Source organism: Achromobacter sp. E1, assembly GCF_037039475.1.
GTDB lineage: Bacteria > Pseudomonadota > Gammaproteobacteria > Burkholderiales > Burkholderiaceae_B > Achromobacter > Achromobacter mucicolens.
This window is the reverse complement of record NZ_CP146253.1, coordinates 263642-278653: the sequence shown is the minus strand read 5'-3', so window position 1 is coordinate 278653 and position 15012 is coordinate 263642. Positions and strand designations below refer to the sequence as shown.

12 protein-coding genes are annotated in these 15012 nt (G+C 65.7%); 4 read left to right on the top strand and 8 right to left on the bottom strand.

Annotation, left to right across the window (positions count from 1 at the left end; all coding sequences use genetic code 11):
- Positions 1–53: 53 nt before the first annotated feature.
- A complete protein-coding gene (gene nhaR, locus V6V88_RS01295; RefSeq protein WP_223573956.1) occupies positions 54–962 on the top strand; it encodes a transcriptional activator NhaR in 909 nt (302 codons plus the stop codon).
- Between the two features lie 13 nt (positions 963–975).
- Here the strand turns inward: nhaR and V6V88_RS01290 are convergent, their stop codons facing one another.
- Complete coding sequence (locus V6V88_RS01290) at positions 976–1476, bottom strand: DUF2501 domain-containing protein (RefSeq protein ID WP_223573954.1); 501 nt, start codon at positions 1474–1476, stop codon at positions 976–978.
- 286 nt (positions 1477–1762) lie between these two features.
- On the opposite strand from V6V88_RS01290, the gene V6V88_RS01285 reads away from it, so the two are divergent.
- The gene (locus V6V88_RS01285) at positions 1763–2560 is read left to right on the top strand and encodes an alpha/beta fold hydrolase (RefSeq protein ID WP_223573952.1); all 798 of its coding nucleotides are present in this window, start codon (positions 1763–1765) and stop codon (positions 2558–2560) included.
- A gap of 34 nt (positions 2561–2594) precedes the next feature.
- Here V6V88_RS01285 and V6V88_RS01280 read toward each other — a convergent pair whose 3' ends face one another.
- Positions 2595–3632 (bottom strand): alpha/beta hydrolase, encoded by a 1038-nt coding sequence (locus V6V88_RS01280; RefSeq protein WP_062840037.1) that lies wholly within the window; start codon positions 3630–3632, stop codon positions 2595–2597.
- 219 nt (positions 3633–3851) lie between these two features.
- Between V6V88_RS01280 and V6V88_RS01275 the strand changes: the two genes are divergently transcribed.
- Positions 3852–4676 (top strand): alkaline phytoceramidase, encoded by an 825-nt coding sequence (locus tag V6V88_RS01275; RefSeq protein WP_155721849.1) that lies wholly within the window; start codon positions 3852–3854, stop codon positions 4674–4676.
- 157 nt (positions 4677–4833) lie between these two features.
- Here the strand turns inward: V6V88_RS01275 and V6V88_RS01270 are convergent, their stop codons facing one another.
- Positions 4834–5289 (bottom strand): fasciclin domain-containing protein, encoded by a 456-nt coding sequence (locus V6V88_RS01270; RefSeq protein WP_062840036.1) that lies wholly within the window; start codon positions 5287–5289, stop codon positions 4834–4836.
- 172 nt (positions 5290–5461) lie between these two features.
- Here V6V88_RS01270 and V6V88_RS01265 point away from each other — a divergent pair, with 172 nt between their 5' ends.
- A complete protein-coding gene (locus V6V88_RS01265; RefSeq protein ID WP_223573950.1) occupies positions 5462–6442 on the top strand; it encodes a MerR family transcriptional regulator in 981 nt (326 codons plus the stop codon).
- A gap of 100 nt (positions 6443–6542) precedes the next feature.
- On the opposite strand, the gene V6V88_RS01260 is transcribed toward V6V88_RS01265, so the two are convergent.
- From V6V88_RS01260 to V6V88_RS01240, 5 genes are all read right to left on the bottom strand, one after another.
- Positions 6543–9416, bottom strand: a complete 2874-nt coding sequence (locus V6V88_RS01260; protein WP_338617353.1) for an autotransporter domain-containing protein — start codon at positions 9414–9416, stop codon at positions 6543–6545.
- Between the two features lie 394 nt (positions 9417–9810).
- Positions 9811–11187: an ATP-binding protein gene (locus V6V88_RS01255; RefSeq protein WP_223573948.1), complete on the bottom strand. Its 1377-nt coding sequence runs from the start codon at positions 11185–11187 to the stop codon at positions 9811–9813.
- Entirely contained in the window at positions 11187–11852 is a 666-nt protein-coding gene (locus tag V6V88_RS01250; RefSeq protein WP_223573946.1) for a response regulator transcription factor, read from the bottom strand. The genes V6V88_RS01255 and V6V88_RS01250 overlap by 1 nt, the downstream gene beginning before the upstream one ends.
- Before the next feature lie 91 nt (positions 11853–11943).
- On the bottom strand, positions 11944–13566 hold the full coding sequence (locus tag V6V88_RS01245) for a methyl-accepting chemotaxis protein (RefSeq protein ID WP_338617350.1): 1623 nt from the start codon (positions 13564–13566) through the stop codon (positions 11944–11946).
- A 155-nt stretch (positions 13567–13721) separates the two neighbouring features.
- On the bottom strand, positions 13722–14831 hold the full coding sequence (locus V6V88_RS01240) for a porin (RefSeq protein ID WP_338617349.1): 1110 nt from the start codon (positions 14829–14831) through the stop codon (positions 13722–13724).
- Between the last annotated feature and the right edge of the window lie 181 nt (positions 14832–15012).

Genomic DNA, 15012 nt, shown 5'->3' with positions numbered 1-15012 from the left:
CAACAATTCGCATTAAGATGACCCGATAGTCAGATTTTTTGGAGCGATCAGCCATGGTCACGCTCAACTACAAGCATCTGCGCTATTTCTGGACGGTGGCCAAGGCGGGCAGCATCGCCCGCGCCGCGCAGCAATTGCAGCGCACGCCCCAATCCATCAGCGGCCAGATCCAGGATCTGGAATCCGCGCTGGGCACCGAGCTTTTCCGGCGCGCGGGCCGAGGCCTTGAACTGACCGACGTGGGGCGCCATGCGCTGCTTTACGCGGACCGCATCTTTACCTTGGGCGACGAATTGCTGGATGACCTGCGTGAGCGCCCCGCGCGGCGCGCGCTGGAGTTCAAGGTTGGGGTGGCCGAAGGCATGCCCAAGGCGATGGTGTACCGGATGATCGAACCCGCATTGCAGCTGGCCGAGGACGTGCGGCTCATCTGCCGCGAAGGGCGTCTTCCGTTCCTTCTGGCCGATCTGGCGGTGCATCGCTTCGACATGGTGATCGCCGACCGCCCGATGCCCGGCAACCTGAACGTGCGCGGCTTCAGCCATCTGCTGGGCGAGTGCGGACTGACCTTCTTTGGATCGCCGCAACTGCTGGACACCCTGCCGGGCACGTTTCCGGCGCTGCTGGACCAGGCGCCGTTCCTGCTGCCCGGCGAAGACGCCGCCATCCGGCCGCGGCTGCTGCGCTGGTTCGACGAACAGGACATCCGCCCACGCATCGTGGGCGAGTTCGACGACAGCGCGCTGATGAACTCCTTTGGGCAGACCGGGACAGGCCTCTTCGTCGCACCCACGGCGACCGCCGCGTACCTGTGCAAGCAGTACCGCGTGCGGACCATCGGACACGCGCCGGCGGTGAAGGAACAGTTCTACGCCATCACCACCGACCAGCGGCTGGAGCACCCGGCGGTGGTGGCGCTGAGCCGCGCGGCGCGGGAGGATATTTTCGGGGCGGCGAAGTAGCGGTGACGCGCCGCTACAGGAACGACTTCGCGTGCTTGAGCACCTGATCGCACGCCTTGCGGGTCAGTTCCTCTTTCAGCCCGCCGCCGCTCAGGTCCACCGATTTGCCGTCGCTGCCGTTGAGCAGCCCTTGCAGGCCGGCAAGGTATCCCGAATCCGACTTGGCCTTCTGCGTCGAGCCGCCGCCGATCTTGCCCATTAGCTTGTCTTTCAAGGCCTGCGCATCGCCACCGACCAGGTAGTTGTTCTTCATGCAGAACTCCAGCACGCCGGCCGCGTTGCCGGCCGAGGCCGGGGTAAGCGAAGACAGCGGCAGGCTGTTGCCGATGCCCTGCAGGATGCCGCCTTGGCCGGCATTGCTTGGGGCGGCGCCGCCTTGGGTTGCACTGCCTTGGCCCGCGCCTTCCATCTGTCCCTTTACGGCGTCGAGCCACTGCGCACTGGCGGTGCCTGCGTAGCACTGGGCCGCGATGAGCGCGGCGGCGCCGGCGAGGTGGCGGAAAGGGATCTTCATGACTTGCTCCTGGTGCGGTAAATAACTGCGGCCATCGTAGTGGCGCGCCGGCGAAAATCGGCGCGCGGGCAGGGCATGTAATGCGACAAATGATGTGCGTGCGGACACGGTCCGCCGTGGTGCAGTAGCAATTGCATTCGTAACGTCACGCCTTTGATACCGGCGCGCCACGCCAGCAAGCGCCTGGGCGCGCCTACGCTACTATTTCGAACTGTCCCCGGGAGGCGGCTGGCGTGCTGCCGCGCCCCAGAGGCGTCCCGTGCCATCTGATCCGTGAGAACCCGTGATGTCGTCCGTCGAATTCCAAGATGTATTCGTCCCCGCCGCCAGCGGCCAGCTTTTCGTGCGGCGCTGGACGCCCGCCGCATCCGCCACCTCTGCCGGCAGCGGCGCGCCCATCGTGCTGATGCACGATTCGCTGGGATGCGTGGAGCTGTGGCGCGACTTTCCGGAACGGCTGGCCGGCGCGACGGGGCGCGAGGTCATTGCCTACGACCGCCTGGGATTTGGCCGGTCCGACCCGTATAAGGGCACGCTTGGTGTGGACTTCGTGGTGCGCGAGGCCATCGAGGGATTTCGCGCCGTGCGCGAAGCGCTGGAGCTGGACCAGTTCGCGGCGTTTGGCCACAGCGTCGGCGGCGGCATGGCCATTGCCAGCGCCGCGGCATATCCGCAGTCGTGCCGCGCGCTCATCACCGAATCCGCGCAGGTCTACGCAGAGGAACGCACCCTGGAAGGCATCCGCCAGGCGCGCGAGTCTTTCGCGCAGCCCGGACAGCTTGACCGCCTGAAGAAGTACCACGGCGACAAGGCGGCCTGGGTGCTGAGCGCCTGGATCGACACCTGGCTGTCGCCGGACTTCGCGGACTGGACGCTGGACCCGCAGCTGGCGCAGGTGAAATGCCCCGCGCTGGCGCTGCACGGCGACAACGACGAATACGGCTCCACGGTGCACGCCGAGCGCATTGCGCAACTGGCAGGCGCGCAGCCCGTCATCTTCGAGAACTGCGGCCACGTGCCGCACCGCGAGATGCCCGAGCAGGTCCTTGCGACCGTCTCGGACTGGCTGCCGCGCGCCGGCTGAACGGCGCGTTGCGTCGCGGCCTGACGCGTTTGCGCTACAGGCGGGTGACGCGAAGCACCGCGTCGGCAAACGTCTTCGGCGCCTCTTGCGGCAGATTGTGGCCGATGCCGACACCCACGTCGATGTGCTGATATTTGCCGGTGAACTGGCCGGCGTAGGCCGCGGGTGGCGGATGCGGCGCGCCATTTGCGTCGCCTTCCATCGTGATCGACGGAATGCCGATCCTGGGAAATTGCGCCAGCCGCGCCTCCAGCTCGTCGTACTGTGACTCGCCCTGCGCCAGTCCCAGCCGCCAGCGGTAGTTGTGCACCACGATCTCGACATGGTCGGGGTTGTCGAAGGCGCGCGCCGATCGCGCAAACGTTGCGTCGTCAAAGCGCCATTGCGGCGAGGCCAGTTGCCAGATCAGCTTGTTGAAGCTGTTCACGTTGGCAGCGTAGCCGGCCGCGCCGCGCTCCGTTGCGAAGTAGAACTGATACCACCATTGCAGCTCGGCCTGCGGCGGCAGCGGCTTGCGGTTTCCTTCCTGGCTGCCGATCAGATAGCCGCTGACCGACACCAGCGCCTCGCAGCGCTGCGGCCACAGCGCCGCCATGATGCACGCGGTGCGTGCGCCCCAATCGAAGCCGGCGACGACCGCCTTGCGAATCTTCAACGCGTCCATCAGCGCAATCATGTCCACGGCCACGACGGCCTGTTCGCCATTGCGCGGGGTGTCCGGCGATACGATCCGCGTGGTGCCGTAGCCGCGCAAATGGGGGACGATCACGCGGTAACCGGCGGCCGTCAGGCGCGGCACAACGTCGATGAAACTGTGGATGTCATAGGGCCAGCCGTGCAGCAGGATGGCGACGGGGCCATCGGCCGGGCCGGCGTCCACGTAGCCCACGTCCAGCGTGCCGGCGCGGATCTGCCGGATGCTGTTGAACGTGGGGACGGGGCCTTGCGGGGCCTTCGCCACGGATTTGGCGATCGCGTTGCCGCCGAGCCCGAGGCCCAGCAGGCTGGCGCCCGCCAGCGAAGAAGTCGTACCCAGCAGGCGGCGCCGCTGGACGTTTACCGGTTCCGGCATGGTGATGCTCCAGAAAGTCTTGTTGAAGGGGACGTGACTGCTGGACGTCACTGTGACCCGGGGCGCGGGGGGGTGGGTGTCGGCATGTACGCGCCGCGCGCGCCGATACACAACGACATAAAAATCCTGCGAATCCCGTAGCGCCGGGGCTGGAGACGGGCGGGCGCCGCCTTTACTATCAGCATTAGCCGGCACACCCGCCTGCCGGGGAAGAACCGCATGAGCACACTACCTGCTGCAACGCCCCCCGGCCTGAACACGCGCCGCTTGCTTCCGTGGACAGTGGTGATCCTGGTCGCCGTGGGCCTCGCGCTGCACGGGCCGATCGCCCAGCTCGAGCACTATCACGACTTTGCCGACAAGCGCGCGTGGCTGGGCATTCCCAACGCGGGCGATGTGCTCTCCAACCTGGGCTTCGCGGTGGTCGGCTGGTATGGCTTGGCGCTGGTCATGCACTCGCGCCGCCTGCGTGCGCTGGACGCCATCCGGCCGGGCTACACGGTGTTCTTCCTTGCGCTCATGCTGACCGCATTCGGCTCCGGGTGGTATCACCTCTTGCCCGACAACGCGCGCCTGATTTGGGACCGCCTGCCCATCGCGCTACTGTGCGCCGGCATCCTGTCGGCCGTCTGGCGCGAAACCGTCGGCGACGGCCGCTGGGTCGATGTGCTGTGGACCGCGCTTGCCGTGGGCAGCGTGGCGTGGTGGTGGTACACCGACCACACGTCCACGGGCGATCTGCGTCCCTACCTCTTCGTGCAGTTCATGCCGCTGGTGCTGGTGCCGCTGCTGCAATGGAGAAACGGCACCCCGCTGCGCGAACGGCTGTACTTCGGCGCGGCCATCGGGTTCTACGTGCTGGCCAAGGCCGCCGAACTGCTGGACTATCAGATCTACCAGACGTTCGCGTTCATGAGCGGCCACACGCTCAAGCACCTGTTCTCGATGGCAGCGGGGCTGATGGTGACGCTGAATTTCGCGCATCGCAAGCGCGAGGCGGAAGCATCGCCTGGCCCGCGCGTTTCCGCTAGACGGGCAGCATAGGCGCGGCGGCACCGAATATCACCTCGGATTGAGCGCGGCCGGGGCCGGCAAGCCGGTGAGGCGGCTTGCCGGTCAAGAAGAAAAAAGATAGGCCACGCACCGTCAAGGTGGCCTATCAAGGCCGGACATCGGTACGGCCTGCTACACGCACAAACCGCTACTTCGGCATCAGCACCGTGTCGATGACGTGGATGACGCCGTTGTCCGCCGCGACATCGGTCTTCACGACCTTGGCGTTGTCCACGGTGACGTTGCCGCCATTGACCGCGATGGTCAACGAGCTGCCTTCAACCGTCTTCACCTTGCCCGGCTTGACGTCCTTGGCCATGACCTTGCCCGGCACGACGTGATAGGTAAGCACCTTGGTCAGCGCGGCCTTGTCTTTGAGCAGCGCGTCCAGCTTGTCCTTCGGCACCTTGGCGAAGGCTTCGTCGGTCGGCGCGAACACGGTGTACGGGCCCGGACCCTTCAGCGTGTCGACCAGCCCGGCCGCTTGCACGGCGGTGACCAGCGTATTGAACGAACCGGCAGACTTGGCGGTGTCCACGATGTCGGCGGCGTGCGCGGTGCCCAGCGCCAGGGTGAGCGAAATTCCTGCCAAAAGACGTTTCATGATTGACTCCTTGTCCAGTGACCTCCCGCGAGCGCGGGTTCCGAAAGCGGCCTCGAATAGGGGGGAAGTTGAACCGCTTGATGAAGGAATTTACGCGCCTGCCTTCTTCTCGTCCACGACTTGAACCGCTATTATGCAAACATATCGGTTCAATACCGGGTCAAGGAAAACAATGGAATCCAAGCAATCCGATGACGGCCGCATCACGTACCGCAGCGGCGTGGCGGCGCGCCTGGCGGGGCTCTCGCCCGAGACGCTGCGCGTCTGGGAGCGCCGCTACAACCTGTCCGATGTTGAACGCTCGGCGCGCGGCCAGCGCTTGTATTCCGCCGAACAGGTGCGCCGTCTCAGCCTGCTCAAGCAACTGGTCGATCAGGGGCATGCCATCGGCGTGCTTGCGCCCATGCCCATCGAACAGCTGCATGAACTGGCTGGCGCCGCCGCGCGCCAACCCGCGGCGCAGGGACCGCTGCGCCTGGGCGTGGCCGGCGCCAACCTGACCCGGCGCATCGCCGGCAGCGGACGCGACGGCCTGGACGTGATCGTTCAACAGAGCTGGCCGCACCTTGAGCAGGTCGCCCTCACGCCGCAAGAGGCAGACCTCGAAGTTCTGGTGATCGAACTGTCCGAGCTGCATGAAAGCGCGCTGCCGCTGATCGTGGCGGCCGCAAAAGCGTGTGGCGACGTCGCCGTGCTGGTGCTTTACCGGTTCTGCGCCAGCGCGACCATTCGCGCCTTGCGCGCCCACGGTTTTCTGGCGGCCCGCGTTCCGGCGGACATCGGCGAATTGCTGCTGCTGTGCCGCTCGGCGCTAGCCGGCGAACGGCTGCCGACCGCGCCTGCCCAGCCCACGCTGGATCTACGCTTTGACGAGCATGCGCTATTCACCATCATGGCGTCCGGCAGCGGCCTGGCGTGCGAATGCCCGAAGCACCTGGCCGACCTGCTGCTGATGGTGGGCAGCTTCGAACGCTACAGCGTGCAGTGCGCGTCCCGCAACGACGACGACGCGCAGCTGCACAGCGACCTCGGACGCGCCGCGGGTCAGGCGCGCGCCATTCTGGAAGTGGCGATGGAAAGACTGGCCCGGGCAGAGGGCCTGCCCCTGCCGCCTCCCATTTCCAAAGCAGACCCCGAAATTAAAACGCGCTGAGGGCCGGGCCCGTGGACCCCGCACTCAGCGCGTTGCAGGCATGCGGGGCCGGCGCGCAATCCTGCCCTGACGGGCAGTCATGCGGCCACGCCCATGCGCGTCAGAAGCGCGTCATCAGCTTGAACATGCCCGACTGCTGGCGGTTGCCGCTGCCGAACTGCGCGTCGTAGGCCACGCCCGCAGTCGTGCTGCGCGTGATCGCCATTTCGGCGCCCAGGCCCAGCACCGCCGCGTTCTTCGCGATGGGCACGCCCGACACCGTGAAGGTGCTGCCGCCTTCAAAGGCGAGTTTCTGCGTGGGCTTCACATCGCCCATCGCGTGGCGCCAGCCCACCGTCGCCGTCAAGCGGCCAGGCGCGTTGTCCGTGCCGATCAGCATGGCGCCGCGCAGGCCCAGCGTGGTGCTCGTCACATCGTCCGTGTTGCTCTGGCCGCGCAGGGCCGCAGAGCCGCCCGTCTCCTGGAAGCCGCGCGTGCGGATCTGGTTCCAGGCCACGCCGGCGAAGGGCTCGATCGCATAGGCATCCGAAAGCGGCAGCTTGTAGCCAAGCTCCGTGAACAGTTGCGTCGACGACGCGTTGTAGGACGATTCCAGACGCTGGTTCAGGCTGCCGGCCGCGACGTTGCGCTTGGCGTCGATCTCGTGCCAGGTGTAGGCCGCGCCCGCCATGAAGCGCACGTGTCCCGGACCGGCTTCGAAGTTCTTGCCGCCGAAGACCGTCGCCGTGTAGCTGTCCACGCTCATGCGCGAGGACACGTCAGAGATCGAGTTGTGGCTGCCGGTATAACCGACCGCGCCACCCAGGCGCCAGCCGCCTCCCACGTCGCCATCGCCGCCCACGAACAGGCCGCCCGAGGACTGACGCACGGTGGATGCATTGCCGTCCCCGTTGAAGGTGCTCCAGTTGCCGAACGCCTGCGCCCAGATCGGCGATGCGCCGCTTTGCGGCAGGGCGTCGGAAGACGTCGCACCCAACTGCGCCGTCGGCCGGCCGGCGCGCATCGGCGCGTCCAGATTGCCGCGCAGATGCGACAGCGGCAAGGTGGTGACCGCGTCGCCCTGGGTTTGCAGCACGCTGCCCGTGCTCGCGTACGCTTCGCCGGACAACTGCTTCAACGCCGCGCGCGCCTGCCCCGGCGTCATGGCCAGCACGGCATCCGTGACCTGGCTGGCGCCCGTCGCCTTGCCCGCGCCATTGGCGCTGGCAATCAGCGACGAATCGGCGCCGGGCGCAACGGGTTGGGTGACGACCGGCGCGGCATCGCCGCCGGTTGAGGCCGAGCCGCTGCCAGCCTGGCTGGAACCGCTACCCGACGGCGCGGCGCCGTTGCCTGCCGGCGCCGAGCCATTGCCGCTCGAAGGCGGCGCCTGCTGGTCCAGTGCACCCCCCACGTTGGTTTCGTTTTCCGAACCGCCGACGCTGCCGATCGGCACGTCGTTGCGCGCGAGCGTCATGAACGCATTCTTCGCGTCATAGCTGAGCGACGGCGTCAGGAACGCGTATGCGCTAGACACGCCCGTGAAACGGCCCTGAATGCCGCCGTCGGCCGTCAGGATGTTGTACGTCGCGCGCGGCGCGTAGTTGCCGTTCGGGCCCACATGCGCCACGGTGCCGTCCAGCGTGGCGACGCCCGTCACATGGATGCGGTCGCTCAGGGTGCTGGCCGGATCGGCATGCACGCGGTAAACCGTGTCCTGGCCGAAATTCAGGTTGCCGTTGACCGTCAGCGTGCCCATCGGCGTGCCGTCGTTGCCCGGCGAGATGACGGCCGTGGGGTACAGCGTCGTGCTGCCCACTTGGCCGACACCGGCCAGCACCACTTCGCGGCCGATGTCCATCGGGCCATTCAGCTTGCCGTTGATCTCCAGCGCGCCGTCGGCGATGAAGATCGGACCGGTCAGGTTGCTGCTGTCGCCGTTCAGGATGATCGAGCCCACGCCGGTTTTCACAAAGCCTTCGGTGCCTTGCAGCGGGTTGTCGATGATGTCCACGAACCTGCCCGCCGCATACGTGCCGTCGCCGACGACGATGACGGGCGGGTTGCCGCCGGTGCCGGCCAGCGTGATCGGCGCGCCCTGCAGGAGATACCGGTCCGTCGCGAATTGCAGTCCCGACACGCGCACCGGGCCCGCGCTGCCATCGACGGTGACGGTGCCCGCCGCGCCCGTGAAGATTGCATAGCCGCCGCTGGGCAGCGCGCCGGTGGCGTTGGTCGGGCTGTTCCAGTTCGTGCTCGCGGCGCTCCACGTGCCGTTGCCGCCGCCGGCGTTTGCCGCGGAGGCCACGCCATTGCCGTTCCACAGGTTGGTCGTGCTGGGACCCAGAACCAGGTTGATGTGCTTGTCGCCCGTCAGCGTCTGGATGGTGGCGGCCGGCACCGAGTCGCCGGAGACCGTGCCCAGCGTCAGGCCACTGCCGCTCAACGTGCCGCCGTACGACATGATGCGGTAGAAGCCGGCGTTGACGCCGTGCGTGCTGACCTTCACGTTCAACGTCGCATTGTTCAGGGCCACGTTGCCGCCCACCGTGATGTTGTCGCCCGTGCCCGGTTGCGTGATGGGCAGTCCGGCATAGCCGGTCTCGAAATCGAAGACGCCGTTGTTGATGCCCAGGTTGCCGTTCACAACGAGATTGCCGTTGGAAACGCCGGTGGGCGTGTCCACCCAGTATCCCGGCGCGACGCGGGCATTGCCCGTCACGTTCAGGTCGCCGTTGATCGCGCCAAAACCCGCCACGGTGCCGCCGGACATGGCATTGACGTTGCCGCCGATCGTCACGCCCGCGCCGCCCCCATTGCCGCCGATTACCGCCGTCCCGCCATTGACATCGATTCCGCCGGGAAAGTTGGCCGACCCGTCAAACACCTGCGTATTGCCCGCCCCGATGGTCAGGTCCGCAGCGGTGACGCTGCCCGCATAGGACGCGCTCAAGGCGAGCGTCGCCGTCAGCCACTTCTTTGTGCCGTGTGCCAAAACTTCAATCCTCCGGATTAATCGAGCTTCCTTTCACCTATTGCCGATATGTTTAAAAAGTATCGGCAAGTAATAATGCAGCCGGCGTGAATTTAGGGTCAGCTCTCGAAAAAAGGAGGCACTGTATAACGGTTTATTTTGCGTCCCCGTTAATAATCGGGGTTATATCCCGTTAATTATCAAAATAGGTCTACGGCATACGTCTGATAATGCTAGGCACACGCGCGCAGATATTATCCAAAGTATTTATTTCCGTTAATTGGATACCATCCTCCCGCGAGTATCAGCCGTTTGCGGATACCATCTTTTGGCCGTATGCCCGCGCGGACAGCGCACTTGGCAACGCCGCATTCAGTCACAAAATGACACGGGACCCCGTTCTGCTTTGGCCTCGTCACGCAAGCCCGGCGGCCGCTGCACCGGGCAGTGGAAACACCACGTTGAAGCAGACGCCGCGCCCCTCGGGCCCTTCGTCAACGGTCACGCGCGCCTGGTGCGAGCGGGCAATTCTGGCGACCAGGGCCAGCCCCAGCCCGCTCCCGTGGCTTGGCGCGCCCGGCCCGCGATAGAACGGGTCGAAGATCCGCTCGCGCAATGGCCGGGCGATGCCCGGCCCGTTGTCCGCGACCGCCAGCGTGACGCCCTCCGGCTCCCAATGCAGCGCAACGCTGATCGCACTGTTCTCGCCGCTGTACCGGCCCGCGTTGTCCACCAGATTGCGCACCAGAATGCCCAGCGCATCCACCTGGCCCATGATCAGGACCGGCGCGGCATCCACGGTGACCTGCTGGCCGCGATGGATGAACGAGGCCTGCATGTCCCGCAGCACGAAGGCCACCACGGACGCGAGGTTCACCGGCTCAAGGCGGATGTCGTTGCGGTCCGTGCGCGCCAGGTCCAGCAGCTGTTCGACGATGCGTGAACTGCGGCGCGTGGTCTGCGCAATTTTCTGCATCAGCATCCTGGCCTTCACGGGATCGTTGACGCGATACGCCGTGTCCGCATACACGGCCAGCACCGCCAGCGGCGTGCGAAGCTCGTGGGCGGCATCGCCGATGAACCGGCGCTCGTTCTCGATCAACGCCGCCACCCGGCGCTGGCGTTCATTGATCGCGCGTATCAACGGCACCAGCTCCGCGGGTACCGCGCGCTCGTCAACGGTCACGCCGTCGGTCACGCTGGCCTCGGCAATCTCCCTGGCCACGCAGCCAAGCTTGCGCACGGAACGGCAGACAACCACCATCGTGACGCCCCCGATCCCGGCAAACATCAGCAACGTGACGATCGAACCCAGCTCGAACCGGGCGGCAAGGCCGGCATAGAACGCTCGCGTCGGCGTGCCCGCGACGATTTCGAAGCGCGCGGACTCGTCCAGCCCCGTGTACACCCGCCACGTGTCTCCATCCTGGACGACGCACGAAAATCCAACCGTGTTTCCCTGTACCATCCGCTTGCGCGGCGCGTCCTTGGACGCAAGCACCAGGCGATTCGTCACGCGGTCCCAGACCTGGATCTCGGTCTTGCCGACGGTCTGACGCACCAGAAAGGCGGGCACCGGCAGTTCCCGGGTGATGTCTTGAGTCGCGGGCACCATCGCCAGAAAGAAGGCCATGCTGTTGACTACGGCACTCAATTCATGATCGCGCACCCCGGATTCGGCCCGGGTCACGCTGTTCCAATACAAGCCAAACTGCACCAGCCACGACACGAGCAGCGCGCTGAAGATGCCCAACAGGACCTGTGCGCGCAACGAATTCGTGACCCGCCGCATCAGCCGCTATCCCGGGCCAGCCGGTAGCCTTGACCATGAACATTCTCGATGGTGTCCTTGCCCAGCTTCTTTCTTAGCGAATGAATGAACACGGCGATCGTGTTGCTCTCGCCAGGCCGGCCCGCGCCATACAGGTGCGCGCGCAGCTCTTCCGTGGACACCAGCCGGTCCGCGTGCCTGAGAAGCATCTCCAGCGTGCGGAACTCGTGCTCCGACAACCGTGTCGGCGCCTCGTCGACGAAGGCTTCGCGCCGGCCGGGATCCAGCTTCACATGACGCCAGGACAGGATCTTGTCGCCCGGAACGCCGCTGCGCCTGAGCAGGGCGCGCATGCGGGCAAACAGCTCCGCGGGTTCGAACGGCTTGATGACGTAATCATCGGCGCCCAGATCCAGGCCCCTGATGCGGTCGCTCAAGGCGTCCCGCGCGGTGATCAGGATCACCGGCACCGCGTCGCCGCGCCGGCGCAAGAAACGCAGCACGTCCAGGCCCGAACCGCGATGCAGCCCGATATCCAGCAGCACGAGCGTGAAGTCATGCTGCAGCAGCAGCACCTTGGCAGCCTCGACGTCCTGCGCGAGCGTCACCGCGAAGTCCAGTTCCTCAAGCGCCAGCGTCAACGCGTCCGCGAACATCGCGTCGTCCTCAACCAACAGAACTCGCATGTCAGTATTCCCCTTCCGTGTGCGTTGACAGCTGCTGCATGGGGCTGTGCGCTAGCGGCCCCGTGCCGCATCATACGGTCAGGTTGCGGCCTCAGGCGTGCGCGGGTGCTGCCAATGCCAACCGCTCGTAACGCGCGCCGGCCTGCGCCGCGCCCGGCTGCCGTTCCGTCTTGAAGCGCGCCACCGCCTGCAAGAGCTCTTTCGCCTGCGTCGCCATTGCGCCGGCCGCCGCAGCGGACTCTTCGACCAACGCCGCATTCTGTTGCGTCATCGTGTCCATTTGCGATACCGCCACGTTCACCTGCTCGATGCCGGCGGTCTGCTCGGCCGAGGCCGAGGCGATCTCAACGGTCACCTCCTTGAGCCTTGCCACGGCGTCGAGCACCTTCTCCATCTGGCCGCCCGCCGTGGCCGCCATAGACTCGCCGCCCTCCACCGCACGCTGGGAGTTTTCGATCAAGCCCTTGATCTCCTTGGCGGCCGTGGCGCTGCGCTGCGCCAGCGCGCGCACTTCCGTCGCCACCACGGCGAAGCCGCGGCCCTGTTCGCCGGCCCGCGCCGCTTCCACGGCCGCATTGAGCGCAAGAATGTTCGTCTGGAAGGCAATGCTGTCGATCACCGACACAATCTCGCCCATGCGCTGCGCGTCGGCCGAGATGGCCCCGATCGCATCGACCACCTGGCCCACCACGCGGCCCGCTTCAACCGTGAGCTGGCTGCAATCGACGGCAAGGCTGCTGCCGCTGGCCGCATTGTCCTGGTTCATCCGCACCGTCGAGGTCATCTCTTCGATGCTCGCGGCCGTTTCCTCAAGCGATGCAGCCTGCTCCTCGGTGCGTTGCGACAGGTCGGCATTGCCCTCGGCAATCTGCGCCGACGCCGTCGAAATGGATTCCGCCGCGCTGACGATCGTGCCGACCGTCGACGCAAGCTGCCTGCGCATCGTTTCCAGCGAGTACATCAGGCTCGAATGGTCCCGCTCATCGAGCTTGAGCGCCGTCGTGAGATCGCCGCTGGCAATGGCGCCGGCCAGCTTTTGCGCGTCGGCGGGTTCTCCGCCCAGCTGCCGCAGGATGCTGCGCGTGACCAGCCACGCCGACAGGACGCCCAACAGCACCGCGATCGACATGATCACAACGATTGTGCTCTGCAGACGCGCCGACGTCGCCGCCGCCCGCTGCGCCGATTCATCGTTGAGCTGGGATTCAAGGTTGGCGAGCGACAGCAACTGGTCGAGCCACGCGTCCTGCTTGGCACGCAGTTCTTCCCGCAGAATGCGGGCGGCTTCCTGCGTGTTGTTCTGCCGCCCGGCTTCCAGCGCACGCAGGTAGATGGGCGTGGCGTCCTGTTCCGCGCGGCGGGCGGCGGCCAGCAGATCCCGTTCCGCGTCAAGGGTACCGGCATCGCTCGCAAACATCTGCGCAAGACGTTCATTGGCTTGGCGATAGCGCGCCGCCATGTCTTCGGCCCGGGCGATCTCATTGGCCACGGCTTGCGGATCCGTGTAGAGCACGATGTTGCGCACCACGATGGCCCGGCCCTGCACCAGCTCGCGCATCTGCAACGCCAGCTTCAACTGCTGGTTGTTTACATTCACGATGTCGTTCATCGATCTGTCCAGCGTCCTCATGGCGTACAGGGACAGGCCCCCAAGCACCACCAACGCAAGAACAAGCAAGAGAAAACCGATCGCAAGACGCGAACTCACTTTCATGGCTGCCAGATTCATCATTCGCCTTTTGTTGTTGTTGGCAACCGGCTAATGACAATCGCGCTGGACAAGCGCCTGGACCCTGAAGGGGCCCGCGCCGGCTGACGAGCGCGACTATAGAGGGCGAAGAATTAATGAATCGTTAATTCTCACCAATTCTAAAAGCTGTGCCGCAACCCCAACGCGATCGTTTGCGGGCTGGCGCCAGCGGTCACGCCCAGCTCATTGATGGCGAAGTCGTACGCCGCATTCGAGCGGTTCTTGATCTTCGAGTAGTACGCATACACAGACGTGCGCTTGGACAAGGGCTGCTCATAGCCCAGCGTGTACTGGACCGCGCCGGTGTTCTGGCCGCTACGGACATAGCCCACCCGCTGGGTAGACGGCCCGGTGCCGTTGGCGGCGTACCCGACGGACGCGTTCAGGCTGCCGGTGCCCAGCTTCTGCACCACGGACACGTAGTAACCCTTGCGGCGCAGATCGCCGGATGCGGTCTGGTAGCGCAGCTGCTCCACGACGAAGTTGATCGTGGTCGACGGAAACGAATACGTGGCGCCCAGCTTGATGGCATCGTCATGCGAGTCGGCCATCTGATAGTTCTTGTGCAGCTCATAGGCCGCCACCAGCGCCAGCGGTCCGTCCTTGTAGGCGGCGGACCAGGAGAACAGCTGGGGATTGCGCGGCGTCGTCATGCGTTCCTGCGGCAGGCCCCACGTGAATCCAACGGTCAAGCCATGCCAGTCCGTCGACCGGAAATGCAGCGAATTTTTCTGGCGCCGGTCAAACGAACTGGTGTTCTCGACGTTGCCCGAGCTGGACGCCGAACCGTTGCCCACCAACGCCATGTATCCCGCCGTCATCGGATAGTAGGGATCCATTTTCATGGTCGACTCGGTGTAGGCCGTGTGCCAATTGCCCAGAAAGAACGTGCCGTATGGCGATGCCAGCCCAAGGCGCGTGTTCCGGCTGGCGATCTCGCCTTGCCCGGTGTTGGGCGCAATGCCGCTCTCGATCTGAAAGATCGCCGACAGACCATCGCCCAGGTCCTCTTCGCCGCGAAAGCCGAACACCGACCGGTTGTTCGTCATGCGTGAGCCCGAGCCGGCATTGTCGCCGCCGCTGATCCAGGCGTATTCCAGCGCCGTGTTGAGCCGGCCGTATAGCGTGACGGACGATTGTGCCGACGCGCTGCCCACCGCACCACACAGCGCGGCCACCGCGCATCCGCCAACCAGAACCCGTTTGCGCGCGTCGCGGCCAACTTTCATCTCATGCTCCTGTGCTTTGCGCAGCACGCAAACCGCAAGACGATACGCGTGCGCGCCGTGCCGACGCCATTCGTCGAAGGTATAGGGTGACGAACCTAATGTCGGATTGCGCCCCGGCGGACGCCATGAAAACCTACCCACCGCGAAATTAATCGAGGAGAGTGGCATGGCTTCGCGTCGA

Excerpts from the sequence above, each read along its gene's own strand:
- V6V88_RS01250 (WP_223573946.1), bottom strand. The coding sequence starts at position 11,852 with ATGCGAGTTCTGTTGGTTGAGGACGACGCGATGTTCGCGGACGCGTTG.
- V6V88_RS01270 (WP_062840036.1), bottom strand. The coding sequence starts at position 5,289 with ATGAAACGTCTTTTGGCAGGAATTTCGCTCACCCTGGCGCTGGGCACC.
- V6V88_RS01275 (WP_155721849.1), top strand. The coding sequence starts at position 3,852 with ATGAGCACACTACCTGCTGCAACGCCCCCCGGCCTGAACACGCGCCGC.
- V6V88_RS01240 (WP_338617349.1), bottom strand. The coding sequence starts at position 14,831 with ATGAAAGTTGGCCGCGACGCGCGCAAACGGGTTCTGGTTGGCGGATGC.
- nhaR (WP_223573956.1), top strand. The coding sequence starts at position 54 with ATGGTCACGCTCAACTACAAGCATCTGCGCTATTTCTGGACGGTGGCC.
- V6V88_RS01255 (WP_223573948.1), bottom strand. The coding sequence starts at position 11,187 with ATGCGGCGGGTCACGAATTCGTTGCGCGCACAGGTCCTGTTGGGCATC.
- V6V88_RS01265 (WP_223573950.1), top strand. The coding sequence starts at position 5,462 with ATGGAATCCAAGCAATCCGATGACGGCCGCATCACGTACCGCAGCGGC.
- V6V88_RS01285 (WP_223573952.1), top strand. The coding sequence starts at position 1,763 with ATGTCGTCCGTCGAATTCCAAGATGTATTCGTCCCCGCCGCCAGCGGC.
- V6V88_RS01245 (WP_338617350.1), bottom strand. The coding sequence starts at position 13,566 with ATGAAAGTGAGTTCGCGTCTTGCGATCGGTTTTCTCTTGCTTGTTCTT.
- V6V88_RS01290 (WP_223573954.1), bottom strand. The coding sequence starts at position 1,476 with ATGAAGATCCCTTTCCGCCACCTCGCCGGCGCCGCCGCGCTCATCGCG.
- V6V88_RS01280 (WP_062840037.1), bottom strand. The coding sequence starts at position 3,632 with ATGCCGGAACCGGTAAACGTCCAGCGGCGCCGCCTGCTGGGTACGACT.